Source organism: Aquibium oceanicum, assembly GCF_001889605.1.
In the GTDB taxonomy this organism is placed as follows: domain Bacteria; phylum Pseudomonadota; class Alphaproteobacteria; order Rhizobiales; family Rhizobiaceae; genus Aquibium; species Aquibium oceanicum.
Genome location: NZ_CP018171.1, coordinates 3,732,700 through 3,758,256, shown reverse-complemented (window position 1 = coordinate 3,758,256; position 25,557 = coordinate 3,732,700). Strand labels below are relative to the sequence as shown.

Below are 25,557 nucleotides of genomic sequence, written 5' to 3'. Positions count from 1 at the left end.
GTTGGCCTTGTTTCTTCCGTCGGCGGTGCGGATCGTGGGGCAGGGGGGTGACCAAGTCAATCACGCGGCGAAACCCGGAGGGACTACGCCGCGCGGGGTGACAGCCAATACCTTGAACAGCTCGCCCATCTCGTCGAACGCCGCCAGACGCCGGGCCTCGCCGACGATCCGCTCGCGCGTTTCGGCATCCGCGGAGCGTCCGAGCAGCCCCGCGCGCTCGCGCAGTCCCATCGCCAGCAGGAAGTCGCCCTGGGTCGCCATGTGCGTCGAAAGCCCATACTGCGCCGCCACCGCTCCGAGCGCGGCGAAATCCACATGCGACGTCAGGTCGGCTTCGCCGGGCGCGCCCAGAACCTCGTCGAAGGCATGGCGGCGGACCGCCTGCAGCGTGTCGCCGTATCCCGTCTCGAGGTGCCCGTAGTCGAAGAAGATCGCCGCGCCGCCGTCACGCGCGATGCGCTCGGCGACCGCGTCCATCAATGCATTCCGGGCGGGCGCGAGCTCGATCAGGGTTCCCTCCTCGGCCGATCCGGCGTCCGCCGGAAGCAGGCCCGGGTCGGGTTCGCCCGGCCCCTGCACGAAGGTCAGCTTCCCGTCGCCGTCCAGGCCGACGCAGCGCTCGCGCCATCTGCCATCGCGGCGCACGAACTGGCGCATCGGGATCGCGTCGAAGATCTCGTTGCCCACGAAAAGTGTCGAAACCCACGGGAGGTCCCCGACCTGGCGAAACCAGTCCACGGAGAACGTCGAGCCGGCGAGGGTCTGCTTCTGTACCTCAGTCAAACGCGGGCTCGCCTCGACCAGCGCGAAGCGGACCTCGCCCGCCAGACCCGGATCGAGTTGCGAAAGCGTGCGGATTAGGTCCTTCATCAGCGTCCCGCGTCCCGGCCCGATCTCGGCGATGCAGAGGGGTCGGGGAGAGCCCGCCGCCTGCCAGGCCGAATAGAGCCAGACCGCGACCAGTTCGCCGAACATCTGACTGATTTCCGGCGCGGTGGTGAAGTCTCCGGCGGCGCCGAACGGCTCGCGGGTGGTGTAGTAGCCGTGTGCCGGATCGAACAGGCAGATCGCCATGTAGTCGGCGATCGTCAGCGGCCCTTCCTGTTCGATCAGCGCTGCTAGTTTCTCTCCCAACGGATTCATCTTGCAAGGGAAGTCGAAGGTTTGGCGGTTGCCATCGCCCAGGCGCCGGCAAGCACCATCGGCAGCGACAGGATCATGCCCATGGTCAGCCATCCGCCGAGCAGATAGCCGAGCTGCGGATCGGGCACCCGGAAGAATTCCACGATGATGCGCGACAGTCCGTAGCCCGCCACGAAGGCGCCTCCTACGAAACCCGGCGTCTTCAGCTTCAGGAACCGGTGCGTGAGGATGCGCAGCACGATGAACAGCACCAGGCCTTCAAGCGCGCCTTCGTAGAGTTGGCTCGGGTGGCGCGGCTCGGGGCCGCCGTTTGGGAACACGAAGGCCCACGGCACGTCCGTCGTCCGGCCCCACAGTTCGGAATTGATGAAATTGGCGCATCGCACGAGGCCGAGCCCGACGGGCACACCTGCGGCGACGATATCGAACATGCTCCAGACGCGTATGCCGCGCGACCGCGAAAACAGGATCATCGCCAGGATCGTGCCGAGCAGGCCGCCGTGGAAGGACATGCCGCCTTCCCAGAGCGCCAGCGCCGCCAGCGGTTCCTCAATGTAGCGGGCCAGATCGTAGAACAGGACGTATCCGATGCGCCCGCCCAGGACGATGCCGGCCGCGGCCCAGACGACGAAATCGTCGAGGTCCTCCGGCTTCATCGGGGGAATGCCGTCGGCCCACAGCCGCCGGTTCGACAGGAGCCGCTTGGCGTACCACCAGGCAAAGAGGATGCCCACGACATAGCCGATCCCGTACCAGTGGATCGCCAGCGGACCGATCCGGAGCAGGACCGGGTCGATCTCGGGGAAGGGCAGTGCCGCGAGCGGCAGGAGGAAGATTTCCAAGGGCGGGTTCCCGGCTGTCGAAAGCGCGCGGACCATGGTCGATGCCGGCGCCAAAGGTCAAGATGCCCGCGAGGCTCCCCGGTCCGATGCTTGCAAAGAGGCCCACCCCCGCCTAGTTCTCTTGTAAGGACGCTCCGCCGGTTTGCGGAGTGGATCCGCCAGGAGCGAGGCCAGCGTCATGACGAACGGACCCAATCGCATTATGGACGACATCGCCAAGCTGATGACGGACGCCGCGGGCGCCGCGCAGGGCGTGCGGCGCGAGATGGAAGGCGCCTTCCGCGCCCAGGCCGAGCGCATGCTCAATTCCATGGACATCGTCCAGCGCGAGGAGTTCGAAGCCATGCGCGACATGGCGGTCAAGGCGCGTGCCGAGAACAAGAAGCTCGCTGCGCGGCTCGACGAAATGGAAGCCAGGCTCGCCGCCATGGGCGGCGGCGCGGCCGAAAACGCCTCTTCGAGCGCTCCCGCGAGGGGGCGGACGAAAAAATAACTATCTGCGTTTCCACAGGGCGGCAGGCGAAAAAGACGTTCGTGCAGAATCCCTTACGCACGTACGGATGGTAGCCGACGCACAGGCTATCCACACGCGAAACAGCCGGATCGAAAAAACCGCTGGAACTGCGACTCGTCATCAATACACTGAATTTACTGCATGATTCGTTCATGCGCCGGGACGGGGGTTCCCCGGCCGGGGCCATTGAAGGGCCTCGCGCGTTCCCAAACGAGTTCGAAGTCGCGTCGCGTGTTGCGTCCCAAGGCGGAGCGCGCGGACCGCGTTCCCACAACAACAGGAAGCAATTCATGAGCCTTCTGGAAATCGACCTGACACGCGAGGCGCATCCGGTGGATGTGATCGAGCAGGTCGCTAACGCCAACGAGTGGGCTTTCGAGCGTGCCGGAGACGACGAGATCGCCATCTCGGTCGCCGGCAACTGGACCGACTACCACATCTCGTTTTCGTGGATGGAGGACTTCGAGGCGCTGCATCTCGCCTGCGCCTTCGACATCAAGGTGACAGAGACCCGCGTGACCGAAGTCATGCGCCTGCTGGCGTTGATCAACGAGCAGATGCTGTTCGGCCATTTCGACCTGTGGGAGCAGGAAGGCGCCATCATGTTCCGCCAGGCGCTGCTCCTGAACGGCGGCGTGGAGCCGACCGGCCAGCAGGTCGAGGTGCTGCTGTCGACCGCGCTCGAAGCCTGCGAATGCTATTTCCAGGCCTTCCAGTTCGTGGTGTGGTCGGGCGTGTCGGCCCGCGACGCCCTGCAGAGCGTCCTGTTCGAGACGCACGGCAGCGCATGAGCGCAGCGGGCGGGGAAGAGCGGAAGCCGGAGATCGGTTTCGACGATTTCGACCGTGTCGACATCCGCGCCGGCACGATCGTCGAGGCGGAGCCGTTTCCCGAGGCCCGCAAGCCGGCGATCAAGCTGCGCATCGACTTCGGCCCGGCGATCGGCGTGAAGAAATCCTCCGCGCAGATCACCAAATACTACCGGCCGGAGGAACTCGTCGGGCGCCAGGTCATGGCCGTCGTCAATTTCCCGCCGCGCCAGATCGGCAAGTTCATGTCCGAGGTGCTGACGCTCGGCTTCCCCGACGAGGAGGGCGCCGTCGTGCTCGCCGCCATCGAGCGAAAAGTGCCGGACGGGGGCAGGCTGTTCTGACTGGGGCCGCCGGTATGCGCTGGCGGATGTAGCCCGCCATCCTCCGATTTCCTGTTGCAGTGCAACAATTCCCCTCCTATGAACGGGGAAACACCGGACCCGGTGAAAATCCGGGTGGCTCTTCCGGCCGCCGACCCGCCGGACAACCCGACCGCATCCTTCTCCTCACAGGACGGCCTTCGCCGGCCGCCGCGGTCCCGTTTTTCCGGATTCGAATGAACTCCCTTTCCGCCTATCGCGCCGAATGGTTCGGCAATGTCCGCGGCGACCTGCTTGCCGGGCTCGTCGTCGCGCTCGCGCTCATCCCCGAGGCCATCGCCTTTTCCATCATCGCCGGTGTCGATCCCAAGATCGGCCTCTACGCCTCCTTCTCCATCGCCGTGGTCGTGGCCTTCGCCGGCGGACGACCCGGCATGATCTCTGCCGCGACCGCTGCCACCGCCGTCCTCATGGTCACGCTGGTGAAGGAGCACGGGCTGCAATACCTCCTGGTCGCCACCATCCTCGCCGGCGTGCTGCAGGTGGGCGCTGGCCTCCTCCGGCTCGGCGATCTCATGCGCTTCGTCTCGCGCTCGGTGATCACCGGTTTCGTCAACGCACTCGCGATCCTGATCTTCATGGCGCAGCTGCCCGAATTGATCGGCGTGCCGTGGACCACCTACGTGATGGTGGCCGCGGGCCTCGCGATCATCTACCTGTTCCCGCGCCTCACCAAGGCCGTGCCGTCGCCGCTGATCTGCATCCTGGTGCTCACCGCCGTCACGCTGGTGCTCGGCATGGACGAGCTTCGCACCGTCGGCGACATGGGCGAGTTGCCCTCGACGTTGCCGGTTTTCCTGCTGCCGGACGTGCCGCTCAACCTCGACACCTTCATGATTGTGCTGCCTTATTCGGCCGCGGTCGCCGTCGTGGGGCTGCTCGAATCGCTGATGACCGCGTCGATCATTGACGAACTCACGGATACCGGCAGTGACAAGAACCGCGAATGTGTCGGACAGGGCCTCGCCAACGTCGCCACCGGCATTCTCGGCGGCATGGCAGGCTGCGCCATGATCGGCCAGTCGGTCATCAACGTGAAGTCGGGCGGACGCGGGCGGCTGTCCTGCTTCGCGGCGGGCGTCTTCCTGCTGTTCCTCATCGTCGTCCTCGGGGACTGGGTCTCGGTCATCCCCATGGCCGCCTTGGTGGCGATCATGATCATGGTCTCGATCGGCACGTTCTCCTGGGCATCCATCCGTAACCTGAAGGACCATCCGCGCCGCTCCTCGACGGTCATGCTCGCCACCGTGATCACTGTGGTGGCCACCCACAACCTGGCGATCGGCGTCCTGGTCGGCGTGCTCCTGTCGGGCCTCTTCTTCGCCTCCAAGGTGGCGCAGATCTTCCGCGTCACGTCGAGCGTGTCGGCCGACGGCAAGCATCGGTCCTACGTCGTCGAGGGCCAGGTCTTTTTCGCTTCCTCCGAGGCCTTCCTCGCCGCCTTCGACTTCAAGGAGGCGGTGGAGCGCGTGACCATCGACGTCAGCCGCGCGCACATCTGGGACCTGACAGGCGTCGGCGCGATCGATACCGTCGTCCTCAAGTTCCGCCGCGAGGGAACCGAGGTCGAACTGACCGGCCTCAACGAGGCCAGCGCGACCATCGTCGACAAGCTCGCGGTGCACGACAAGCCCGGCGCTTTCGAGCGACTGATGGACCATTGAGGGAGGGGAGAATGGCGAAGATCCTGGCGTTGGTCGACGGGTCGGTCTACGGCCGCAGCGTCGCGGGGCACGCGGCCTGGGCGGCTTCCCGGCTCGGCCTGCCGGTCGAGATCGCGCACGTGCTCGGCCGCCGCATCGCGACGGATTTCGATCTCAGCGGCAATCTGGACGCAAATGCACGGACGAACCTCCTGCGGCAGATGGCCGATCTCGACGAACAGCACGGAAAGCTGGCGCAGCAGAAAGGCCGCGCCATCCTCGACGGCGCGCGCAGCGAGGTCGAAGCCGTCTACGGCGTTGAGGTGTCGACCAAGCTGCGCAACGGCGACCTGCTCGAAGCGCTCGGCGATCTCGAAGCCGATGCCGAGATGGTGGTCATCGGCAAGCGCGGCGAAGCGGCGGACTTCGCAAAGCTGCACCTCGGGTCGAACCTGGAACGCGTGGTGCGAAGCTCGAAGAAGCCCGTATTGGTGGCGTCGCGCAGCCACGAACCATTCGACCGCTTTCTGATCGCCTATGACGGCGGCAAGAGCGCGAACCGCGCGGTCGACTACGTCGCGTCGAGCCCGCTTCTCAAAGGCCTTTCCTGCACGCTGCTGTCCGTCGGTGCCGACACCGCGGAAAACCGGTCCCGGCTGGATGCGCCGGTGCGGCGCCTCGAAGCCGGCGGCTTCGAGGTGGAGGCGAGGCTTCAGAACGGCGAGCCGGAGGAGGTGATCGGCGCCTGCGTGGAAAGCGGCAAGGCCGGCCTTCTCGTCATGGGCGCCTACGGGCATTCACGCATCCGCAGCTACGTCATCGGCTCGACCACCGCCGAACTCGTGCGCCGCTGCAAGGTCCCCGTCCTCATGTTCCGCTGAGAGTATTCCGTCGCCGCCGATGCCGTCGATCAGTCGCGGCCCATCAGCCGGGCGGCTTCCGTCAGCCCTTCCATGATCGCCCGGCGGCGGTCGCGGGGCAGGGCGGCGAAACGGCTGGAGAACTCCGGCCCGAACAGGCCGGGCGTGGCCGCCACCATCTCGCGGCCTTTCGGCGTCAGCCGGGTGTAGACGACCCTCCGGTCCGTGGTGGAGCGGTAGCGCTCGACGATGGCGCGTCCTTCGAGGTTTTCGAGGATCATCACCACCGTGGCGGGGCTCAGGTCGGCATAGTCGGACAGCGCGTTGGTGGTCACCTCGCCGAGCTCGGCCACGCCGGTCAGCACGACCAGTTGCGGCGCGGTCAGGCCGCTGGCGCGTGCCAGCGCCTTGGACTGCAGGTCGTTCGCGCGCACGATCTGCCGCACCGCCTTCATCATCGCCCGCAGGTCTGAGGCGGGAACATCTTCCACGTGGAACCCATTGGCGCCTGCGGCGTTCGCCGAAGCATCATCCATCGAAATGTCGCCAATCAATTTGACTTCTAATGATTAGAGTTATAATGACCTGCGCGACGAAGACAAGAGACATTGACACCGGAGGTTTGGCGCGCGCCGATGTGCGGGATTTGTGGCGAGATAAGACTGGACGGCCAGGCGCCGTCGCCGATTGCGATTTCCAGGATGACCGAGAGCATGGCGCCGCGGGGGCCGGACGGCGCCGGGCTGGTCGTGCACGGCAACGCCGGCTTCGGCCATCGGCGCCTCAAGATCATCGACCTTTCCGAGCGCGCCCGGCAGCCGATGGTCGATTCCGGCCTAGGGCTGACGATCGCCTTCAACGGCTGCATCTACAATTACCCGGAACTGCGCCAGGAGCTTGAAGGAAAAGGATATTCCTTCTTTTCCACCGGCGATACGGAAGTCATTCTCAAGGCCTGGCGCGAGTGGGGCGAGGAATGCGTGGAGCGCTTCCACGGCATGTTCGCCTTCGTCCTCCAGGAGCGCGATTCGGGCCGTATCGTCATGGCGCGCGACCGCTTCGGCATCAAGCCGCTCTATCTGTCGGAGACGCCGGGTCGCATCCGCTTCTCCTCCTCGTTGCCGGCGATCCTGGCGGCGGGCGACGTCGACACCTCGATCGACCGCGCCGCGCTGCACCACTACATGAGCTTCCACGCGGTCGTGCCGCCGCCGCGCACCATCCTCAACGGCATCCGCAAGCTGCCGCCCGCCACGATCCGCGTCATCGAGCCCGACGGCTCGACGCGCGACCGTGTCTACTGGGATCCGCCGCATCAGCGCGATCCGGCGGACAGTGGCGTATCGCGCGAGGAGTGGACCGACCGAGTGCTCGATGCCCTGCGCGTGGCGGTGAAGCGGCGCATGGTGGCCGACGTGCCGGTGGGCGTGCTCCTGTCGGGCGGCGTCGATTCGTCCCTGATCGTCGGTCTGCTCGCCGAAGCCGGCCAGCACGGGCTCATGAGCTTCTCGGTCGGCTTCGAGGAAGCCAACGGCGAGAAGGGCGACGAGTTCGTCTATTCGGACCTGATCGCCAAAAAGTTCGGCACCGATCACCATAAGATCTTCGTCCCCTCCGACCAGCTGATGGACGCGCTGCCGGGCACTTTCGCCGCCATGTCGGAACCGATGGTTTCCTACGACAATGTCGGTTTCTACCTGCTTTCCAAGGAGGTCTCGAAGCACATCAAGGTCGTGCAGTCGGGGCAGGGCGCCGACGAGATCTTCGCCGGCTATCACTGGTATCCTCCGCTGATGAACTCCAACGACGTCGTCGGCGACTATTCCCGCGTCTTCTTCGACCGAGACCATGCGACGCTCAAGCGCCAGCTCGGCGCCGAATGGATAAACGGCGGCGACTACAGCCGCGACCTCGTTGCCGAACGGCTGATGCGTCCGGGCGCCGACACCCCGGTGGACCGGGCGCTGCGGCTCGACTCGACCGTCATGCTGGTCGACGATCCGGTCAAGCGCGTCGACAACATGACCATGGCCTGGGGTCTCGAGGCGCGCGTGCCCTTCCTCGACCACGAACTTGTCGAACTCGCCGCCCGCATTCCGCCGGAGGAAAAAATCCGCGACGGCGGCAAGGGCGTCCTGAAGGACGTCGCCCGGCGCATCGTTCCCTCCGAGGTGATCGACCGCAAGAAGGGCTACTTCCCGGTCCCACAACTCAAATATGTCGACGGACCCTATCTCGACATGGTGCGTGACGCTCTCACCTCGCAGGCGGCACGGGAGAGGGGACTGTTCCGCAAGGAGTGGCTGGACGAACTCTTCGCCGCTCCGTCCGAACACATCACGCCGCTCCAGGGCTCCGAGCTCTGGCAGGCCGGGCTGCTGGAACTCTGGCTGCAGACTCACGGGGTCTAGTCATGTCGAAGAAACAGACGGCGGAAGCCCGGCGCCATAACGGCAATGCCGAGAGGGCGCTGGAGCATCGGCTGAAGCGCCTGCGCAACGAGTCCCAGAAGCCGCCCATGGGCCATCCCTCCGGCGAACCGGGGCCGACGCGCAGCTCGGTCGCGCTCGATTGTGGCTGGGGGAGGCTGATCTTTTCGCAGACCTTCGCCGACAACCCGAGCATCGTGGAGGCTCTGGCCGACGAAGGCGACAAGCGACGCGATATCGCCTTCTACGTGCGCGATCCGCACGTGCTGTTGGCACTCGCCCCGCAGGAGACATTCCTCGATCCCTCGCACACCTATCGACTCGACCTCTCGACCTACCGCCCGAGCCGGCGCAAGCCGCAGAGCTTCTTCATCCGGCGACTGACGTCGGAAGTCGACGCGGAGGCCGTCAATTCCATCTATTCGGCGCGAAACATGGTGACCGTCAGCCCGGAGTTTTTCTGGGCCAACCGCGACAACCGTTCGATCACCTATTTCGTCGCCGAGGACGAAGCGAGCGGCGATGTGGTCGGCACCGTCACGGGCGTCGATCACCAGCGGCTCTTCGGCGACCCCGAACACGGCTCCTCGCTCTGGTGTCTCGCCGTCGATCCGCAGTGCCGCCATCCCGGCGTTGGCGAAATGCTTGTCCGGCGTCTAGCCGAGCATTTCCAGGCGCGCGGGGCGGCGTTCATGGACCTTTCGGTCATGCACGACAACGAGCAGGCCATCGCGCTCTACGAAAAGCTCGGCTTCCGCCGCGTGCCGATTTTCGCCGTGAAACGCAAGAATCCGATCAACGAACGCCTCTTCGCCGGGCCCGTCGAAGGCTACGATCAGCTCAACCCCTATGCCCGCATCATCGTCGACGAGGCGCGGCGGCGCGGCGTGCAGGTGGAGGTGACCGACGCCGAGGGCGGCTTCTTCCGTCTCGCCTATGGCGGTCGTTCCGTGCACTGCCGCGAGAGCCTGTCGGAAATGACGTCGGGCGTCGCGGTCTCGATCTGCGACGACAAGGCGGTTACCCGCCGCGTGGTCGAGCATGCCGGCCTCAAGGTGCCCGAACAGATCTCCGTCCAGTCCGCCGACGATCCGGCCGTGGAGAAGTTCCTGAAAGAACACGGCACCGTCGTGGTCAAACCCGCTCGGGGCGAGCAGGGACGCGGCGTCTCCGTCGGTCTCGAAACGCTTGAGGACACGCGCAAGGCCATCGTCGGCGCGCGCGAGGTCTCGAACCGTGTGCTTCTCGAAGCCTGCTTCGACGGCGAGGACCTTCGCCTCGTGGTGATCGACTACCGTCTCGTCGCAGCCGCCGTGCGCCGGCCGCCGACGGTCGTGGGAGACGGTCAAAGCGACATCCGCAGCCTGATCGAGCGCCAGTCGCGCCGTCGCTCCGCGGCGACCGGCGGCGAAAGCACGATCCCGGTCGACGAGGACGCGATGCGGTGCCTCACGGCACAGGACTGCACGCTCGATACGGTTCTGGAAGCCGGGCGGGAGATCGTCGTGCGCAAGACCGCCAACCTTCACACCGGCGGCTCGATCCACGACGTCACCGGCATCGTACATCCGCGCCTGGTGGATGCAGCCTGCGCCGCCGCGCGCGCGATAAAGATCCCCGTTGTCGGCATCGACTTCATGGTCAAGACGCCGACCGAGCCGGACTACGTCTTCATCGAGGCGAACGAGCGTCCGGGGCTCGCCAACCACGAACCGCAGCCAACGGCCGAGCGTTTCGTGGACCTGCTCTTCCCGCATTCCAGGCCGATCCACGCCCACAGCTCGCCCTCCGGCCGGCAGGGGGCGCGGGCATGAGCAAGCTCGAGATCGACACCGACTATCTCGCCGCGCAGCTGAAGGCGCTGCTAGCGATCGATAGCCCGACCGGCTTCACCGACACCATCGTGCGCCACTGCACGCGCGAGCTTGAACGGCTCGGCATGAGCGTGGAACTTACCCGCCGCGGCGCCATCCGCGCGGTGCGTCAGGGCAGCCGGCGCTCCGGCGCGCGCGCCATCATCACCCATCTCGACACGCTCGGCGCGCAGGTAAAGATGGTCAAGGACAACGGCCGGCTCGAACTCGTGCCGATCGGCCACTGGTCATCCCGCTTCGCCGAAGGGGCCCGAGCCAACATCTACTCCTACAATGCCACGCACCGCGGCTCCATCCTGCCGCTTAAGGCCTCCGGCCACACCTTCAACGAGGGGGTGGACGAGCAGCCGGTGGACTGGAGACAGGTGGAACTGCGCATCGACGCCCGCACCACTTCGAAGGACGAGACGCTGGCGCTCGGCATCGACATCGGCGACATCGTCGCCATCGATCCCGACACCGAATTCATGGACAACGGCTTCATCGTTTCGCGTCATCTCGACGACAAGGCGGGCGTCGCCGCGTCACTGGCGGCCTTGGAGGCGATGGAGCGCGAGAAGGTCCGGACCCCCGTCGACATCCACTGGCTTTTCACCATCGCCGAGGAGGTCGGCGTCGGCGCCACCGCGATCGTGGCGCCCGAGGTGGCATCCATGGTGGCGATTGACAACGGCACCTCCGCGCCGGGCCAGAATTCGTCCGAATTCGGCGTAACCATCGCCATGGCCGACCAGACGGGACCGTTCGACTATCACCTGACCAAGAAGCTCATCGAACTGTGCGGGGACAACGAGATCCCCATGCAGCGCGACATCTTCCGCTTCTACCGCTCCGATTCCGCCTCCGCCGTGGAGGCGGGCCACGACGTGCGCACCGCGCTCGTGGCATTCGGGGTCGATGCCTCGCACGGCTACGAGCGCATCCACCTCCACGCGCTGGAATCGATCGCGCAACTCGTAACCGCCTACGTGACGAGCCCGGTCGACATCAAGCGTGACCTGGAGGAGATCTCCACGATGAAAGGCTTCACCAAACAGCCCTCCGCCTCGCACGACGGCGAGTGACGGGCGCCGCCCGCGGCCGCCTCAGTCCGTCGTCACCGTGTAGCGCGCATCGCCGTCCCAGATCAGCTTCCACCGCGCCGCGGGGCGGACGTTCTGGACGAGTCCCACGCTCCTACGCGGGCAGTTTCACCGTCGCCCGGAGCCCGCCCATCGGGCTGTCGTCGAGCATGATGTCGCCACCATGGCTGCGGGCGATGTCGCGGGCGATGGAGAGGCCGAGGCCGGTGCCGCTGGCGTCCTGGTTGCGGGCGTCGTCGAGCCGCACGAAGGGCTTGAACACGTGCTCGCGCTTTTCCGGCGGAATGCCGGGGCCGTCGTCGTCGATGATCACCGTGAAGGAGCCGCGTGCATGGACGGCCGAAACCCGCACGTTCTTGGCGTATCGGAATGCATTGCCGACGAGGTTGGCCATCAGGCGCGAGAACGCGGCCGGGCGGACGAGCAGATCCGGCGGACCCGAAAGTTCGGTCGTCAGGTTGCGCTTGCGCAGTTTCGCGTCGTGCGTGAGGTTTTCGAACAGGGTTTCGAGATTGAGCTGCCCGGTATCCTCCGCCGCCTCGCCGCGGGCGAACGCCAGATAACCCTCCAGCATCGACTGCATGTCCTCGATGTCTTTGTCGAGCGCCTCCGTCTCCGGCCGCGGCCCGGCGATGGCCAGTTGCAGCTTGAAGCGCGTGAGGATCGTGCGCAGGTCGTGGCTCACGCCCGTCAGCATCGCGGTGCGCTGCTCGATCTGGCGCTCGATGCGTTCGCGCATCAGGATGAAGGCTGCGCCGGCGCGGCGAACCTCTTCCGCGCCACGCAGTCGGAAGTCGGGTGGAGGCGGCCGCCCCTTGCCGAAACTCTCGGCGGCCGCTGCGAGCTGCTGGATCGGCCGGATCTGGTTGCGCAGGAAGAGCACCGCGATGGCGATCAGCACGAGCGACGTGCCCACCATCCACAAGAGGAAGATGTGCGTGTTCGACGCATAGGCGGAGCTTCGCCTGGCAAAGACGCGCAGCACTGCGTTTTCCAGCTGGATGCGGATCTCGACGATGTTGGAATTGCCGACCGTGTCGAGCCAGAACGGACGGTTGATCTGGCGCGTGATCTCCTCGCTCAGCACCTCGTCCAGGATCGAGAAGAAAGGCTTCGGCCCGGGCGAGGGCAGCGGGTCGGGCGGCATGAGGTCCACCTTCAGCCCCAGCCTCTCCTGCGCGATGCGAAGCACGTTCTGGTAGCCGTCCTCCTCCTCCGGATAGGTCTCGATCATGTCGATGATGGCGGCGATGTCGCGCGTCACGGCCATGGAGAGCCGCTGGGTGACCGTCTGCCAGTGCCGCTCCATGAACACGAAGGCGACGACCGACTGCAGCAGGATCATCGGAGCAATGACGATGATCAGGGATCGCGCGTAGAGCCGTTTCGGCATGCGTCGGGAGACGCGGTGCCAGAACCGCCGCCAAAGATGCGGGAACGGCCCGAGCGCGCGCAGCAGCCATCCGGCCGGCCGCCGTCTTTCGATCGTTGTGGTTTCGGTGCTCGCCATCCGCCCGTTCCGCCGAGGCCCCGCCCGTTGCCGCGCCGGCGACGAGGGGTGTCGGCGGACAGTCTATTCCACGCTCAGCCGGTATCCAACACCGCGCACGGTCTGGAGCCACACCGGGTTGCCGGGATCGCGTTCGATCTTGCGCCGCAGCCGGTTGATCTGGACGTCGATCGTGCGCTCGCCGACCTCCGCGTCGCCGCTGACGAGTTCGTGGCGCGGGATCGTCTCGCCGGGCCGTTCGGCGAAGATGGCGAGGATTTCCTGCTCGCGGTCGGTGAGCTTGATCGGTTCGCCGCCGTTCTTCAATTCGCGGCGCGCGATCTGGAAGGTGTATGGGCCGAAGACCAGCTGTTCGACCTTCGGCGTCTGCGGCGGTCCCCCGCGGCGCAGGATGTTGTTGATCCGAAGGATGAGTTCCCGGGGGTCGAAGGGTTTTGGGAGATAGTCGTCCGCGCCCGCTTCCAGACCCGCGACGCGGTTGTCGGTCTCCGACAAGGCGGTCAACATCAGGATCGGCACGGTCTTTTCCGCCCGCAGTGCCTTGGTCAGGTCGACGCCGGTTTCGCCCGGCATCATGACGTCGAGGACGATCAGGTCGAAGTCCAGGCCGGCGAGCTGCCGCCGCGCTTCGGCCGCGGTCGAGGCGACGGTGACGCGGAAACCGTTGGTGGAAAGGAACTGCTTGAGGAGCGTGCGAATGCGGGTGTCGTCGTCGACGACGAGCAGATGAGGGGCGTCGTCTCCGGGGACCGTCGGTTCGTCAGTCATCGCTCGGTTCTCCATCGCGTTCGGACGAGCGGGCGTCCGGCAGGCGATCGATCTGTGCCCGCAATTCAGGGTCGACCATCGCCTTCAGAAAGCGCCCGATCACATCCCGCCGGTCCTCTCCGGTCTCTCGCAACGCCGCACGGATGCGACGGGACTGTGGCAATGCGAGGGCGAAGGCGAGTTCGCGGCCTTTCTGCGTCGGATAGAGCTCCCTCTGGCGCCGGTCCCTTGGACCCTGGACCTGCACGATGTGGCCCGTGTCGATCAGTTGTTTCAGGACACGCGCGAGACTTTGCTTGGTGATCTTCAGGACGTCCAGCAATTCCGCGACCGTGAGCCCGGGCATCCGGTTGACGAAGTGCAGGACGCGGTGATGCGCCCGCCCGAAGCCGTCGCCCGAAAGAATCTGGTCGGGGTCCGACGTGAAGTCGCGATAGGCGAAGAAGAGCAGCTCGATCAGGTCGAGTTCCAGATCGTCGCCGCGCGCGAGCGCCGTACGGATCGGCTGCTGGCCGGCCACCTCGTGCCTGTTCATTGCGCAACAGTCTCCATAAAATGGGTCAGCCTTGTTGACATATCTCGGGCCGGCTGGTAATTTTCATCAAGCTTTTCGTCAGATCGAGACCGAAAAGGCAAGTCCGGGGCGGCTTTCGGGTCGCATTCCTTCCTTTGCTTTTTCCTGGCGATAGGCAAGAATGCGGTCCGGCCGCCCAGGAGCAGCGGAACGAAAATCAAATCCAACGATATGCGGAACGCGTTTTCCGCGGGAGGTCAGCATGGCATCCGTTCCTTTCGATCAGCTTGACGGCTTCATATGGATGAACGGCGAATTCGTGAAATGGGCGGACGCGAAGATTCACGTGCTCACCCACGGACTGCATTATGCGAGCGCCGTCTTCGAAGGCGAGCGCGCTTATGGCGGTGAAATCTTCAAACTGACAGAACATACCGAGCGCCTGCACGAATCCGCGCGCATCCTCGGATTCAAGATACCGTTTTCGGTGGAAGAGATCGATGATGCCTGCCGCACGCTCCTGAAGAAGCAGGGTTTCACCGATGCCTATGTCCGGCCGATCGCATGGCGCGGGTCCGAGATGATGGGCGTTTCGGCGCAGAACAACCGCATCAACTGCGCCATCGCCATCTGGCAGTGGCCGAGCTATTTCGATCCGGCGCAGAAGCTGAAGGGCATTCGGCTGGACATGGCGGAGTATCGCCGGCCCGATCCGCGGACCGCGCCCTCGAAGTCCAAGGCCGCCGGCCTCTACATGATCTGCACGCTGTCCAAGCACGCGGCCGAAGCCAAGGGGTACGCCGACGCGCTGATGCTCGACTGGCGCGGCCAGGTGGCCGAGGCCACGGGTGCCAACGTGTTCTTCGTCAAGGACGGCGTGATCCATACGCCGAAACCCGACTGCTTCCTCGACGGGATCACCCGTCGCACCGTCATCGAACTGGCGAAGCGCCGCGGCTACGAAGTCGTCGAGCGCGTCATCATGCCGGAGGAGATGGAAGGCTTCGAGCAGTGCTTCCTGACCGGAACCGCGGCAGAGGTGACACCCGTCTCCGAGGTCGGCCCCTACAGCTTCACGGTGGGCGAGATCGCCAAGACCCTGATGGAAGACTATTCCGCCGAGGTCCAGCCGCGCCTCGCGGTGGCAGCCGAGTAGCGGCCGCAACCAAGCTGGACACCGGAACGTTCAGGGCGGCCTGCGGGCCGCCCGTTTCGTTGGCCGCCACGCCGGTGGTAGACGCTCGGCGCCCATGTCCCTATGTCTGGCCCGACACAATCGAGGAAAGCCAATGGGAAAACTCAGTGCCGGCATCATCCCCGTCACGCCGTTCCAGCAGAACTGCACCATTCTTTTGGACGAGGAGACGAAGGAAGCCGTCGTGGTCGATCCGGGCGGCGACGTCGAGCAGATCCGGGCCGCGATCGACCAGAACGGCCTGAAGGTCAAGGAGATCTGGCTCACGCACGGCCATCTCGACCACGCCGGCGGCGCCATGGACCTCAAGGAGGCGCTCGGCGTCGACATCGTCGGGCCGCACGAAGACGACCGGCAGATGCTGCTCAACCTCGAGAACCAAGCCCGCATGTTCGGAATGCCCGGACCGGTCCGCGACTGCACGCCCGACCGGTTCCTGAAGGAGGGCGAGACCGTCTCTGTCGGTGATCACACCTTCGAGGTGCTGCACTGCCCCGGACACGCGCCCGGCCATGTGGTCTTCTTCGACCGGGAAGCGAAATTCGCCCATGTCGGCGACGTGCTGTTCAACGGCTCGATCGGCCGCACCGACCTTCCGGGCGGCGATCACGACCAGCTGATCCGCTCGATCAAGGAGAAGCTATTCCCGCTCGGCGACGAGGTGGGCTTCATCTGCGGACACGGGCCGGGCGGTCGCATCGGCGACGAGCGGCGCTCCAACCCGTTCCTGCGCTGATTTTCTCATACGGCGTCGGAACACCGGGAGGCTCGCCGGTCGCGCCGAACGGCGCGACCACGGGACGAAGGCTCTCCTCAGCGTCAGTTGGCGACGCAGAAATGGTCCTGCCCGTCATATCCCCTGAACGTACCCGTCTGCGCATCGAACGAGCGATAGCGCTGCGAGCAGTAGCGGTACCATTCCGCCGTCCACGGCTCGAGGCCGGCCGCGTAGGAATAGCGCTGCTCGTCATAGTCGGCAGGAGCGGCCGGGAAGTAGCCGGTATCCACCGGCGCGGCGTAGGTGTTCTGCTGGTTGGCGATGGCGCCTGCGGCGATCGCGCCGACCGCCAGGCCGAGAAGGCCGGCCGCGATCATGTCGCCGCGCTGGTCGTGACGGTTGTGCGAGGAATGATACTTCGGCCGCTGCTCGCGCCAGCGCTCGCCTGCACTCGCGTCCAGAGTCGGCACGAGCGATGCGGCGCCCACGGCGAGCGACAGCACGAGAGATTTGATGATGCGGTTCATCGGCTGCTTCCTTCGACTGGTCCGGCCGCCTGTCGGGCCGGCTATGCTCGAAGGACTAGCCGCGCGCGGCTGAATGCAGCCTGAACGGGCGCGCGGACGGCGCGCGGCTTCCCTACAGCCGCGAGTGCTCCGCCCCGCCACGTCGCGAAAGGACGGGATGGCGGGGAGGCGTCTTCAGCCGATGGTGATGTTGACGGCCTTCGGTCCCTTGCCGCGCATGTCCGGCTCGGTGTCGAACGATACCTTCTGTCCGTCCTCGATGCCCGGCAGCCCGGAGGCCTGCACGGCCGAGATATGGACGAAGATGTCGCTTCCCCCGCCGTCCGGCGTGATGAAACCGAAGCCCTTCGCGTGGTTGAAGAATTTGACAGTGCCGGTCATCTGACCCATGAGGAACCTCTTCTCCCGTCAGGTTGTTCGTGGTGCGCCAAGCATCACGCGGTCATCAGCCGTTCACTAGGGGAGAAGAAACAGTCGGACGCGCGCCGGGGCCTTGCCGCAAACCCTCTCCTTCGCGATCCACCCGGCCGTACGGACGCAGAACCAGAGCCGGGGCATGCCATTCCAGTCTCCGGGCCGGCAAATGCCCGAATGGCTAATTTTTGGTTTATTTCCTGAGCGCGGGCAAGAAGTTTTTTCGCAAACGCAGCATAACCGGCACACGAGAGGTTGCGTGCCCGGTGCGTGAAGTACAGGAGAGGGAAGACGCGGGCGGAAGAACCTGCGTCTTCAGTCGGGAGAACCGGAGCTTGCGCGCCGAAGCGCGGCTAGCGGCTCGTCAGCCCGGGCGGAGGTTGACTGCCTTCGGACCCTTGCCCATGCGATCCGGCTCGGTGTCGAAGGTGACCTTCTGGCCTTCGGTGAGTTCCGCCATTCCCGATGCCTGCACGGCCGAAATGTGCACGAAAACGTCCTTGGCTCCGCCGTCTGGCTTGATAAAGCCGAAGCCCTTTTCGTTGTTGAAGAACTTGACAGTGCCCGTCTGGGCCATTGGGAAACTCCTTTTCCCGTTCATGTGTATTGGAACGGAACCGAGGCTTGGCCACGGAACCTGTTCCGGGTCAGCGGTTGGATCGAGCGTTCAAACTTTCGGGGAAAGGGTCGTCCTCTAACGTTCCAGTCTCCGGGTCTGCCGAACCCGAACGAGAGGAAGCTTGCACGAAAACCGGCCGATGGCAAGACGCTTGTTGCCGCAATGCCGATTGCATCGGAAAAAGTTCTTTGAGATTACAGTATCTTACTGGGGCTTCCCTAAGGGAGCCACCGCAACCCCCGTCTGCGATACTGCATTGCGGCATGGAACGGTTGTTCGCGGGATACGGAACAGTCGCGCCGGAGCGTCGTTCCGCAAACGACTGCCGCCGCCAGTACCGCGTCTGAATTCCCGGAATCGCGCTCTATTACGCGCCGCCTTCAACCGTGATAGAATGGGGAGTGTACTTTCCCCAGCGGAAGCGCACATTCAGGAGATGGCGGAGTTAAGATGCCGAAACGGCACGTCAACCGCCACATGAGGAGGCCCGAGGATGATGATCACATATGAGGGCGCAAGCCCGCCGACCCGAAGCTCCCCGCGCAAGAACAAGGAGGCCATTCGCCCGTTCGTCGATGCCGTATGCGACGAACTGGGAATCGCCGCTCAGGAGGGCAGCCGCCGTGAAGCCGTCGAACAGCGCATCATGTCCGCCTGGCGACGCGGAACGCGTCAGCCGCTCAATCTGGTGAGCGCCGGTCTGGAGACCTGACCGGTCTCGCGCTTCCTGTTCGAAGGTGAGTAACTGCTCCGGATTCCGTTCGGGAGCGGAAGCGTCAGGCTGTAGCCGCTGACATATCCGTCGGTCGGTTAGCTCGCGCCCGCCATTCGCGCTTCATCGCGCCATATGTTCCACCAGCGGCCCCACCGAGTGACGAGTTCGTCGGCACTTTCGGCAAAGAGGCGCGCTCCCAGCGGAAACGCATCTGCTTCGATGGCTCTCTGGCGGCGCGCTGCGAGCGCGAGGACGGTACCACGCCTCTCGCCGTCGCTGATCTCGTAGGTTTCGAGCGTTTCGACGAACACCGCCAGATCGTGGTGATCGCCAAGCAGGCACTCCAGTCGCTTCGCGGCCTTCCTGTGCGCCGCCATCGTCTCGCAAAAGGCCGGTTGCAGCAGGCGCGCATGGTACCAGTGATACTTCACGCGCTTGCGCCATTCGTGCATCTTTTGCGGCGTGGGGTCGCCCCGCGCCTCTTCCATAGCCTCCCGCGCCCGGCGGAACGTCTTTGCCAGACCGGATCCCAGTGCCTCGAACCCCTTGTCGTCGATTGTCCAGTCCCGCGCCCGCTGCTGCGCGGCGATCATGTTCTGGCGGAAGAGGTCGAGACGGGCCCCGAGCGCGTGGTCGTCCCGCGCATCCTTGAGGCGCGCGGTCAGGGCGGCTCGAACCGGCGCCATGGCGGTGCGATCGACCTCTCCCGTGAAGGCCTTCATCAGCGCGTCGTAGGTCCTCGTCGTCACCTTGGCGTCGCGGACGTCCGAGAGGGTACGGGCGGCTTCGCGGAAGGCGGCGTTCTCCTCGGCGTAACCGGAGAAGCCAGGTCGAACGAGGCGGACCAGACCGCGCAGCTTCTTGCAACGCTTGCGCAGCTGGTGGACGGTCTCGGATACGCCCATCGAGCTGTCGTCAATGTCGGCCACCGCCTTCTCAAGCTCGCGGCGGGCGATGCGCCGCACGCCCTTCTGCACCGTCTTGTCGCCCTGCTTGAATCGATAGGCCATGCTTCAACACGCTCCTCGCCCTGCGGGCGAACGGTGCAGCGGCGGGCAGGTTCCGCCTGCGCCGGCCGGCCGCCGGTCAGCCGCCGTTAACCAGCCCCAGGATCAGCTGGTGCACGTTGGCGCCCTGGCTCATCTCGACGCGGTCGAACTCGCGGCTCCTGGCGCGCTGTTCCTGCGAGGCTTCCGACAGCGGCTTCTGGATCGCCTGCCTGACCTTCTGGCACTTCGGATCGTCGGTGACGTTCACGCCGACCGTCGTGGCGATGATCTGATCCACCATCTCCTTCATGTGCTCGCCATGCACTTTCTCGTGCCGGCGCATGCCGTCGATGAAGGTCTTCCAGTTCGTTGCCGCCGGCTCAGGCAGCTTCTGCGAGGGTTTCGGCAGGTTGTAGATGATCGTCAGCCAGGGCTTGGCCGAAACCAGCGTGCAGGAGCCGTCCGGCTGCGGGCGGTAGTCGCGCGACCATTTGAGGTCGAAGGTGGTGTAGGCGATGGTACGCCTGCCGCCGCCGACGACGGGTCCCCGCTCGCCGATCGAGGCATAGAGCGCCGGCCCGCTGGCGCCGGAAATCGCATAGGTCTTCTCCTGTTCCACCGCCTGCCATTCGGCCGCCGCGGCGAACGAGCCGCCGAAGACGAGCGGGAGCAGGAGGATCGTCAGGACGAGGGTGGCAAGGGCGTGCGTCACGGGCGGACTCCGGAAGGGGCGGCCGGACCATAGCGGCATGCACCGACCGACGAAAGCGTACCCGGCAATGGCGACCCGCCTGGTGGAACCGCTCCTTCGCCGGCGCATTGTCCCCGATCGGAGGGTTCCCCATGCCATTTACGTCCGCAGCGTCCGGTTCCGCCGTTTCCACCGCGAAGGACTGGTTCCGTCCGCTCGCGCGCCTCGGCTATGCCGCGCGCGGACTGATCTACCTCGTCATCGGTTTCTTCGCGGCGCTCGCGGCCGTCGGTTCCGGCCGGGCGATGGGCACGGAAGGCGCGCTCCAGACCCTGATGGGCAGCACTGCAGGCAGTATTCTCACCTGGGTGCTCACCCTCGGCCTCGTCTCCTACGCCCTGTGGCGGCTCATACAGGCGATCTTCGACACCGACGATCACGGCACCGGCGCAAAGGGTCTCGCCGTACGCGGCGGTCTCGTGGCAGCGGCCTTCACCTACGCGACGCTGGCGCTCTACACCTTCTCGGCAGCGCGCGGCGCCGGCTCCTCGGGCGGCGGGGGAGGCGGCTTCGCCGAGACGCTCGCGGGATTCGTCGGCTCGCGCTGGGCCGCCACTATCATCGGCACCGTGCTGATCGGCGTCGCCTGCGCGCATTTCTACAAGGCTCTGAAGGAACGCTACGCCCCCCATTTCGCGGCGGGGCCGGACAGGATGCGCATCATCCACCCCATCGCCAAGACCGGCCTGGTCGCCCGCGGCATCGTCTTCGGCGTTGCCGGTTTCATGCTGGCGCTCGCCGCCTGGCGCGGCAACGGCCAGAACGAAACACCCGGTTCGGAGGAGGCCCTGCAATACATCCAGAGCCTCCCCGGCGGCGCTTGGCTCCTCGCCGCCACCGGACTGGGGCTGATCGCGTTCGCGGCCTATTCGTTCCTGGAGGCGGTGTACCGGCGGATCAATGTAGAAGAGGCGGGATAAGGCCCTCCCACTCCATAAGCCCGCTAATCAGCCATGTGCGCAGATCAGCGCCAGCCGAGGCCCGGGGCGACGTGTTTGAGGATAGCCTCTATGACGTGTGCGTTATAGTCGAAGCCGAGCTGGTTCGGGACGGTAAGAAGCAGCGTGTCGGCCTCGGATATTGCTTCATCAGTCTTCAGTTCATCGATCAGGACGTCCGGCTCGGCGGCATAGCCGCGACCGAAAACCGCCCGCTTCTGTGGTTCGATGTAGCCGAACTGGTCGCTGGAATCGTTGTTGCCGAAATAGGCGCGGTCCCTGTCGTCGACCAGCGCGAAAATCGAGCGGCTGACCGAGACGCGGGGCTCGCGGGCGTGGCCGGCCTCCGCCCAGGCCGCGCGGTAGGCGCGGATCTGCTCGGCCTGCTGGACGTGGAACGGCTTGCCGCTTTCGTCGAACTTCAGCGTTGAGGACTGCAGGTTCATACCGAGCGTGCCTGCCCATCGCGCCGTGGCGTCGCTGGCCGCACCCCACCAGATCCGTTCGCGCAAGCCCTCGGAGAGCGGTTCCAGGCGGAGCAAGCCGGGCGGGTTGGGGAACATCGGCCGGGGGTTCGGCTCTGCGAAGCCCTTGCCATGCAGCATGTCGAGGAAGACTTCGGTGTGGCGGCGCGCCATGTCGGCGTCGCTTTCGCCTTCGGCCGGCTGGTAGCCGAAGTAGCGCCAGCCATCGATCACCTGTTCGGGCGAACCGCGGCTGATGCCGAGCTGCAGGCGACCACCCGATATCAGGTCCGCCGCGCCGGCATCCTCGACCATGTAGAGCGGGTTCTCGTAGCGCATGTCGATGACGGCCGTGCCGAGTTCGATGCGTTTCGTGCGGGCGCCCATCGCGGCGAGCAGCGGGAAGGGCGAGGCGAGCTGGCGCGCGAAATGATGGACGCGAACATACGCGCCGTCGGCGCCGAGTTCCTCGGCAGCGACGGCCAGGTCGATCGTCTGGAGCAGCGCGTCGGCCGCGGAGCGGGTGCCGGACTGGGGGGAGGGCGACCAGTGGCCGAACGAGAGGAAGCCGATTTTCTTCATGGGGACATGCCTGAAAAGTGGACGCAACCGCTTACTTATGTGCGACGCAGCGGGAATGCCATTCGCGCGGCATTGACAGACTGTGCGCCTGATGCTGCGCCTCCGACGCCGTGTCGAACCTCGCGATACTCGCGGAGGATCGCCGATTCGACAGCTCCTACCGCCCCGGCCGTCCCGTCTTCCCCGGCCGGCGTTTCTGCCGCTTCTCGTCCGCCGCATCCTCGTAGGATCCTGCACCGACCTTCCCGCGCACCACCGGTCGCGGGTCGTCCGTCTCGCGCTTCCCACCGCCCTCATCCTGAGGTGCTCCGGCCGGCGGCCGGAGCCTCGAAGGATCGGGCTTGACTCCCTCCACCGGCTTTTCCGTGCGGCGCACCGTCATCTCGTCGAGGGTGTTCTTACGGAACAACGACTTGCCTTCGCCGGGCGTGCCGAAATCCGAACCGTGCGCCTCACGGTGCGACTGTTTTCTGAACAGCGAGCGATCGACGGCCCCGGCCGGCGTCGCGTGGTCGCCGGACGTGCCCATCTGGTCGAGGTCGGGCTTGGCAAACAGGCTGCCGCCCTTGCCGGCCGGCTTGCCCTTCGCCTTCTCCTTGCGGCTCTTCTGCGTGTTCTCTACGCCGGCGTCGCGTGCCAGCGGGTCGTCCATCACCGCGAGCTCGGTCTCGCGCAGCCGCTTGATCTCGTCGCGCAGGCGCGCCGCTTTCTCGAAATCGAGGTCCGCGGCCGCGTCGCGCATGGCCTTCTCGAGATGATCGAGATGCGCCTTGAGATTGTTGCCGACGAGGTTGTCCTTGCCGCCCTTGGTGAAGCCGGAGATGTCGGCGCGCACGTGGTCCTTCTCGTAGACCGAGTCGAGGATATCGGCGATGCGGCTCTTCACGCTTTCGGGCGTGATGCCGTGCGCGGCATTGTACTCGAGCTGCTTCTCGCGGCGCCGCTGGGTCTCGGCCATCGCGCGTTCCATCGAGCCGGTGATCTGGTCGGCATAGAGGATGACCTTGCCGTCGACGTTGCGCGCCGCGCGGCCGATGGTCTGGATCAGCGAGGTTTCGGAACGCAGGAAACCTTCCTTGTCGGCGTCGAGGATGGCTACGAATCCGCATTCGGGAATGTCCAGCCCCTCGCGCAGCAGGTTGATGCCGACGAGGCAGTCGAACGCCCCGAGCCTCAGATCGCGGAGAATTTCGATGCGCTCCAGCGTGTCGATGTCGGAGTGCATGTAGCGCACGCGGATGCCCTGCTCGTGCAGGTACTCGGTCAGGTCCTCGGCCATGCGCTTGGTCAGTACGGTGCACAGCGTGCGGTAGCCCTTGGCCGTCGTCTCGCGGATCTCGCCCAGCACGTCGTCGACCTGGCTCTTGGCAGGCCGCACCTCGACCGGCGGGTCGATCAAGCCGGTCGGGCGGATCACCTGTTCGGCGAAGACGCCGCCCGACTGGTCCATCTCCCAGCCGCCCGGCGTGGCCGACACGGCCACGGTGAGCGGGCGCATGGCGTCCCACTCCTCGAAGCGCAGTGGCCGGTTGTCCATGCAGGAGGGCAGGCGGAAGCCGTATTCCGCCAGGGTCGCCTTGCGGCGGAAGTCGCCGCGGTACATGCCGCCGATCTGCGGCACGGTCACGTGGCTTTCGTCGATGAACACCAGCGCGTTGTCGGGGATGTATTCGAACAGCGTCGGCGGCGGCTCGCCGGGCTGGCGGCCGGTGAGATAGCGTGAATAGTTCTCGATGCCGGCGCAGGAGCCGGTCGCCTCCAGCATCTCCAGGTCGAAGCGGGTGCGCTGTTCCAGCCGCTGCGCCTCCAGCAGACGCCCAGCCTTTTCAAGCTCCTGCAGGCGATGCTGCAGCTCCGACTTGATCGACTTGATGGCCTGATTCAATGTCGGTCGAGGCGTCACGTAGTGCGAGTTGGCGTAGATCTTGACGCTCTTCAGCTCGCTGGTCTTGTGGCCGGTCAGCGGATCGAATTCGGTGATCGCGTCGATCTCGTCGCCGAACAGCGATATGCGCCAGGCGCGATCTTCCAGGTGGGCGGGAAAGATCTCGATCGTGTCGCCGCGCACACGGAACGAGCCGCGCACGAAGTTGATGTCCTGCCGCTTGTACTGCTGGGCGACGAGGTCGGCGAGCAGCTGGCGCTGGTCGAGCCGGTCACCGACCTGCATCTGAAAGGTCATGGCCGTGTAGGTCTCGACCGAGCCGATACCGTAGATGCACGACACCGACGCCACGATGATGACGTCGTCGCGCTCCAGCAGCGAGCGCGTCGCCGAGTGGCGCATGCGGTCGATCTGCTCGTTGATCGAGGATTCCTTCTCGATGAAGGTGTCGGTGCGCGGAACGTAGGCTTCGGGCTGGTAGTAGTCGTAGTAGGAGACGAAATATTCCACCGCATTGTCGGGGAAGAATTGCTTGAACTCGCCGTAGAGCTGCGCCGCCAGCGTCTTGTTCGGCGCCAGGATGAGGGCAGGGCGCTGCGTCGCCTCAATCACCTTGGCCATGGTGAAGGTCTTGCCCGAGCCGGTGACGCCGAGCAGCACCTGCGTGCGATCCGCCGCGTTCACGCCCTCGACCAGATCCTTGATCGCCGTCGGCTGGTCGCCGGCCGGCTGGTAGTCGGACTTCATCTCGATCGAGATGCCGCCCTCGGATTTGTCCGGCCGCGCAGGCCGGTGCGGCGTCCAGAGCTGCCCGTTCTTGTGCAGCGGGTTGCCGCTCTCGATGAGCGCCGAAAGCGCCGCGACCGTTGCGGTGACCCCGGCATTCGACAGCGAGCCGGCGTCCTCCAGCGAGATGTCCATGCCGGCCACGGGGTTCAGGCCGGCGGCGGCCCGTTCCTTCGCCGTCGCCGCGCCGCCCATCGAGGTGCCGCGTGCCGTCTTGGTCGGGGCGGAGGAGCGTTCGGGGATCTTCTTGGCCGGCTTGCGGGCGGCTTCCTTCTCGGCGTCGATGGCGACCTGCACCCGGTGCTTGCCGGCCTTGGAGCGAATCTCGCGAGTCTCGGCGGCGCGTGTCTCGGCTTCCGCCGCGCGCTCCATCTCGCGCGCCCAGTCCGACACGGAGCCGGAGTACGGCGTGCCGGTCAGTTCCGGCTGCGGCGCCTCCTCGAAACCGCCCGGATGCAGCGGCTCGGAGGCGTCCATGAAGTCGGTGAGCGGGCTGCGCCGCTTCGGCGCGCCGGACGCCGCGCGGTCACGCTGGTCGTTGTCCGCGCGCAGCGGACGCTTCTTCTCGGGAGATCGGGCCATGGCCCGAATATGGAGAGTGTC

General features: G+C 65.8%; 26 protein-coding genes and 1 other annotated feature. Of the genes, 12 read left to right on the top strand and 14 right to left on the bottom strand.

Features of this window, described 5'->3' with window-relative positions:
• Positions 1-60 precede the first annotated feature (60 nt).
• A complete protein-coding gene (locus BSQ44_RS18365) occupies positions 61-1,143 on the bottom strand; it encodes a class I SAM-dependent methyltransferase (RefSeq protein ID WP_072606583.1) in 1,083 nt (360 codons plus the stop codon).
• Complete coding sequence (gene lgt / locus BSQ44_RS18360) at positions 1,140-1,985, bottom strand: prolipoprotein diacylglyceryl transferase (protein ID WP_179948733.1); 846 nt, start codon at positions 1,983-1,985, stop codon at positions 1,140-1,142. Before lgt ends, BSQ44_RS18365 begins: the two co-directional genes overlap by 4 nt.
• Positions 1,986-2,163: 178 nt before the next feature.
• Here lgt and BSQ44_RS18355 point away from each other — a divergent pair, with 178 nt between their 5' ends.
• The 5 genes from BSQ44_RS18355 (at position 2,164) to BSQ44_RS18335 (ending at position 6,215) form a co-directional block, all read left to right on the top strand.
• A complete protein-coding gene (locus BSQ44_RS18355) occupies positions 2,164-2,478 on the top strand; it encodes an accessory factor UbiK family protein (RefSeq protein WP_072606582.1) in 315 nt (104 codons plus the stop codon).
• Between the two features lie 311 nt (positions 2,479-2,789).
• Positions 2,790-3,290: a type III secretion system chaperone family protein gene (locus tag BSQ44_RS18350; RefSeq protein ID WP_072606581.1), complete on the top strand. Its 501-nt coding sequence runs from the start codon at positions 2,790-2,792 to the stop codon at positions 3,288-3,290.
• A complete protein-coding gene (locus tag BSQ44_RS18345) occupies positions 3,287-3,652 on the top strand; it encodes a tRNA-binding protein (RefSeq protein ID WP_072606580.1) in 366 nt (121 codons plus the stop codon). Before BSQ44_RS18350 ends, BSQ44_RS18345 begins: the two co-directional genes overlap by 4 nt.
• 92 nt (positions 3,653-3,744) lie before the next feature.
• Positions 3,745-3,800, top strand: a sequence feature (sul1 is cis-regulatory element that is thought to sense ions involved in sulfur or methionine metabolism; They are found in Alphaproteobacteria).
• A 67-nt stretch (positions 3,801-3,867) separates the two neighbouring features.
• Positions 3,868-5,355 carry a SulP family inorganic anion transporter gene (locus tag BSQ44_RS18340; RefSeq protein ID WP_072606579.1) on the top strand — a complete coding sequence of 496 codons (1,488 nt, stop codon included), beginning with the start codon at positions 3,868-3,870 and terminating at the stop codon, positions 5,353-5,355.
• A gap of 11 nt (positions 5,356-5,366) precedes the next feature.
• Positions 5,367-6,215 carry a universal stress protein gene (locus BSQ44_RS18335; RefSeq protein ID WP_072606578.1) on the top strand — a complete coding sequence of 283 codons (849 nt, stop codon included), beginning with the start codon at positions 5,367-5,369 and terminating at the stop codon, positions 6,213-6,215.
• A gap of 29 nt (positions 6,216-6,244) precedes the next feature.
• Here BSQ44_RS18335 and BSQ44_RS18330 read toward each other — a convergent pair whose 3' ends face one another.
• The gene (locus BSQ44_RS18330; RefSeq protein WP_083534808.1) at positions 6,245-6,730 is read right to left on the bottom strand and encodes a MarR family winged helix-turn-helix transcriptional regulator; all 486 of its coding nucleotides are present in this window, start codon (positions 6,728-6,730) and stop codon (positions 6,245-6,247) included.
• Positions 6,731-6,829: 99 nt separating this feature from the next.
• Between BSQ44_RS18330 and BSQ44_RS18325 the strand changes: the two genes are divergently transcribed.
• The 3 genes from BSQ44_RS18325 to BSQ44_RS18315 are packed head-to-tail and all read left to right on the top strand — an operon-like array spanning position 6,830 to position 11,561.
• Complete coding sequence (locus tag BSQ44_RS18325; RefSeq protein ID WP_072606577.1) at positions 6,830-8,605, top strand: N-acetylglutaminylglutamine amidotransferase; 1,776 nt, start codon at positions 6,830-6,832, stop codon at positions 8,603-8,605.
• Positions 8,606-8,607: 2 nt separating this feature from the next.
• Complete coding sequence (ngg, locus tag BSQ44_RS18320) at positions 8,608-10,437, top strand: N-acetylglutaminylglutamine synthetase (protein ID WP_072606576.1); 1,830 nt, start codon at positions 8,608-8,610, stop codon at positions 10,435-10,437.
• A complete protein-coding gene (locus tag BSQ44_RS18315) occupies positions 10,434-11,561 on the top strand; it encodes an osmoprotectant NAGGN system M42 family peptidase (RefSeq protein WP_072606575.1) in 1,128 nt (375 codons plus the stop codon). The genes ngg and BSQ44_RS18315 overlap by 4 nt, the downstream gene beginning before the upstream one ends.
• Positions 11,562-11,673: 112 nt before the next feature.
• Here BSQ44_RS18315 and BSQ44_RS18310 read toward each other — a convergent pair whose 3' ends face one another.
• The 4 genes from BSQ44_RS18310 to BSQ44_RS26970 all read right to left on the bottom strand — a co-directional run bounded on the left by BSQ44_RS18310 (position 11,674) and on the right by BSQ44_RS26970 (position 14,635).
• Positions 11,674-13,089, bottom strand: a complete 1,416-nt coding sequence (locus BSQ44_RS18310) for an ATP-binding protein (protein ID WP_083534807.1) — start codon at positions 13,087-13,089, stop codon at positions 11,674-11,676.
• Between the two features lie 63 nt (positions 13,090-13,152).
• Complete coding sequence (locus BSQ44_RS18305) at positions 13,153-13,857, bottom strand: response regulator (RefSeq protein ID WP_235633262.1); 705 nt, start codon at positions 13,855-13,857, stop codon at positions 13,153-13,155.
• Positions 13,850-14,392, bottom strand: a complete 543-nt coding sequence (locus tag BSQ44_RS18300) for a MarR family winged helix-turn-helix transcriptional regulator (protein WP_072606573.1) — start codon at positions 14,390-14,392, stop codon at positions 13,850-13,852. Before BSQ44_RS18300 ends, BSQ44_RS18305 begins: the two co-directional genes overlap by 8 nt.
• A 78-nt stretch (positions 14,393-14,470) precedes the next feature.
• Entirely contained in the window at positions 14,471-14,635 is a 165-nt protein-coding gene (locus tag BSQ44_RS26970; protein ID WP_157894632.1) for a hypothetical protein, read from the bottom strand.
• Here BSQ44_RS26970 and BSQ44_RS18295 point away from each other — a divergent pair.
• Both BSQ44_RS18295 and BSQ44_RS18290 read left to right on the top strand, forming a co-directional pair.
• Positions 14,634-15,527 carry a branched-chain amino acid aminotransferase gene (locus BSQ44_RS18295; RefSeq protein ID WP_072606572.1) on the top strand — a complete coding sequence of 298 codons (894 nt, stop codon included), beginning with the start codon at positions 14,634-14,636 and terminating at the stop codon, positions 15,525-15,527. The genes BSQ44_RS26970 and BSQ44_RS18295 overlap by 2 nt on opposite strands.
• 133 nt (positions 15,528-15,660) lie before the next feature.
• Positions 15,661-16,302, top strand: a complete 642-nt coding sequence (locus BSQ44_RS18290; RefSeq protein WP_072606571.1) for an MBL fold metallo-hydrolase — start codon at positions 15,661-15,663, stop codon at positions 16,300-16,302.
• Between the two features lie 83 nt (positions 16,303-16,385).
• On the opposite strand, the gene BSQ44_RS18285 is transcribed toward BSQ44_RS18290, so the two are convergent.
• The 3 genes from BSQ44_RS18285 to BSQ44_RS18275 all read right to left on the bottom strand — a co-directional run bounded on the left by BSQ44_RS18285 (position 16,386) and on the right by BSQ44_RS18275 (position 17,802).
• Positions 16,386-16,811, bottom strand: a complete 426-nt coding sequence (locus BSQ44_RS18285) for a BA14K family protein (RefSeq protein ID WP_072606570.1) — start codon at positions 16,809-16,811, stop codon at positions 16,386-16,388.
• Between the two features lie 174 nt (positions 16,812-16,985).
• On the bottom strand, positions 16,986-17,192 hold the full coding sequence (locus tag BSQ44_RS18280; RefSeq protein WP_378216144.1) for a cold-shock protein: 207 nt from the start codon (positions 17,190-17,192) through the stop codon (positions 16,986-16,988).
• Between the two features lie 397 nt (positions 17,193-17,589).
• Positions 17,590-17,802: a cold-shock protein gene (locus BSQ44_RS18275; protein WP_072606568.1), complete on the bottom strand. Its 213-nt coding sequence runs from the start codon at positions 17,800-17,802 to the stop codon at positions 17,590-17,592.
• 535 nt (positions 17,803-18,337) lie between these two features.
• On the opposite strand from BSQ44_RS18275, the gene BSQ44_RS18270 reads away from it, so the two are divergent.
• Positions 18,338-18,556 carry a hypothetical protein gene (locus tag BSQ44_RS18270; protein WP_083534806.1) on the top strand — a complete coding sequence of 73 codons (219 nt, stop codon included), beginning with the start codon at positions 18,338-18,340 and terminating at the stop codon, positions 18,554-18,556.
• Between the two features lie 98 nt (positions 18,557-18,654).
• On the opposite strand, the gene BSQ44_RS18265 is transcribed toward BSQ44_RS18270, so the two are convergent.
• Together BSQ44_RS18265 and BSQ44_RS18260 are read right to left on the bottom strand one after the other, a co-directional pair.
• Complete coding sequence (locus BSQ44_RS18265; RefSeq protein ID WP_072606567.1) at positions 18,655-19,569, bottom strand: CHAD domain-containing protein; 915 nt, start codon at positions 19,567-19,569, stop codon at positions 18,655-18,657.
• A gap of 76 nt (positions 19,570-19,645) precedes the next feature.
• Positions 19,646-20,299, bottom strand: a complete 654-nt coding sequence (locus BSQ44_RS18260; protein WP_083535021.1) for a DUF922 domain-containing Zn-dependent protease — start codon at positions 20,297-20,299, stop codon at positions 19,646-19,648.
• Between the two features lie 92 nt (positions 20,300-20,391).
• Here BSQ44_RS18260 and BSQ44_RS18255 point away from each other — a divergent pair, with 92 nt between their 5' ends.
• On the top strand, positions 20,392-21,219 hold the full coding sequence (locus BSQ44_RS18255; RefSeq protein ID WP_072606566.1) for a DUF1206 domain-containing protein: 828 nt from the start codon (positions 20,392-20,394) through the stop codon (positions 21,217-21,219).
• A 44-nt stretch (positions 21,220-21,263) separates the two neighbouring features.
• On the opposite strand, the gene BSQ44_RS18250 is transcribed toward BSQ44_RS18255, so the two are convergent.
• Positions 21,264-22,283: an LLM class flavin-dependent oxidoreductase gene (locus BSQ44_RS18250; RefSeq protein ID WP_072606565.1), complete on the bottom strand. Its 1,020-nt coding sequence runs from the start codon at positions 22,281-22,283 to the stop codon at positions 21,264-21,266.
• Between the two features lie 157 nt (positions 22,284-22,440).
• Positions 22,441-25,536: an excinuclease ABC subunit UvrB gene (gene uvrB / locus BSQ44_RS18245; RefSeq protein WP_072606564.1), complete on the bottom strand. Its 3,096-nt coding sequence runs from the start codon at positions 25,534-25,536 to the stop codon at positions 22,441-22,443.
• Positions 25,537-25,557: the final 21 nt, after the last annotated feature.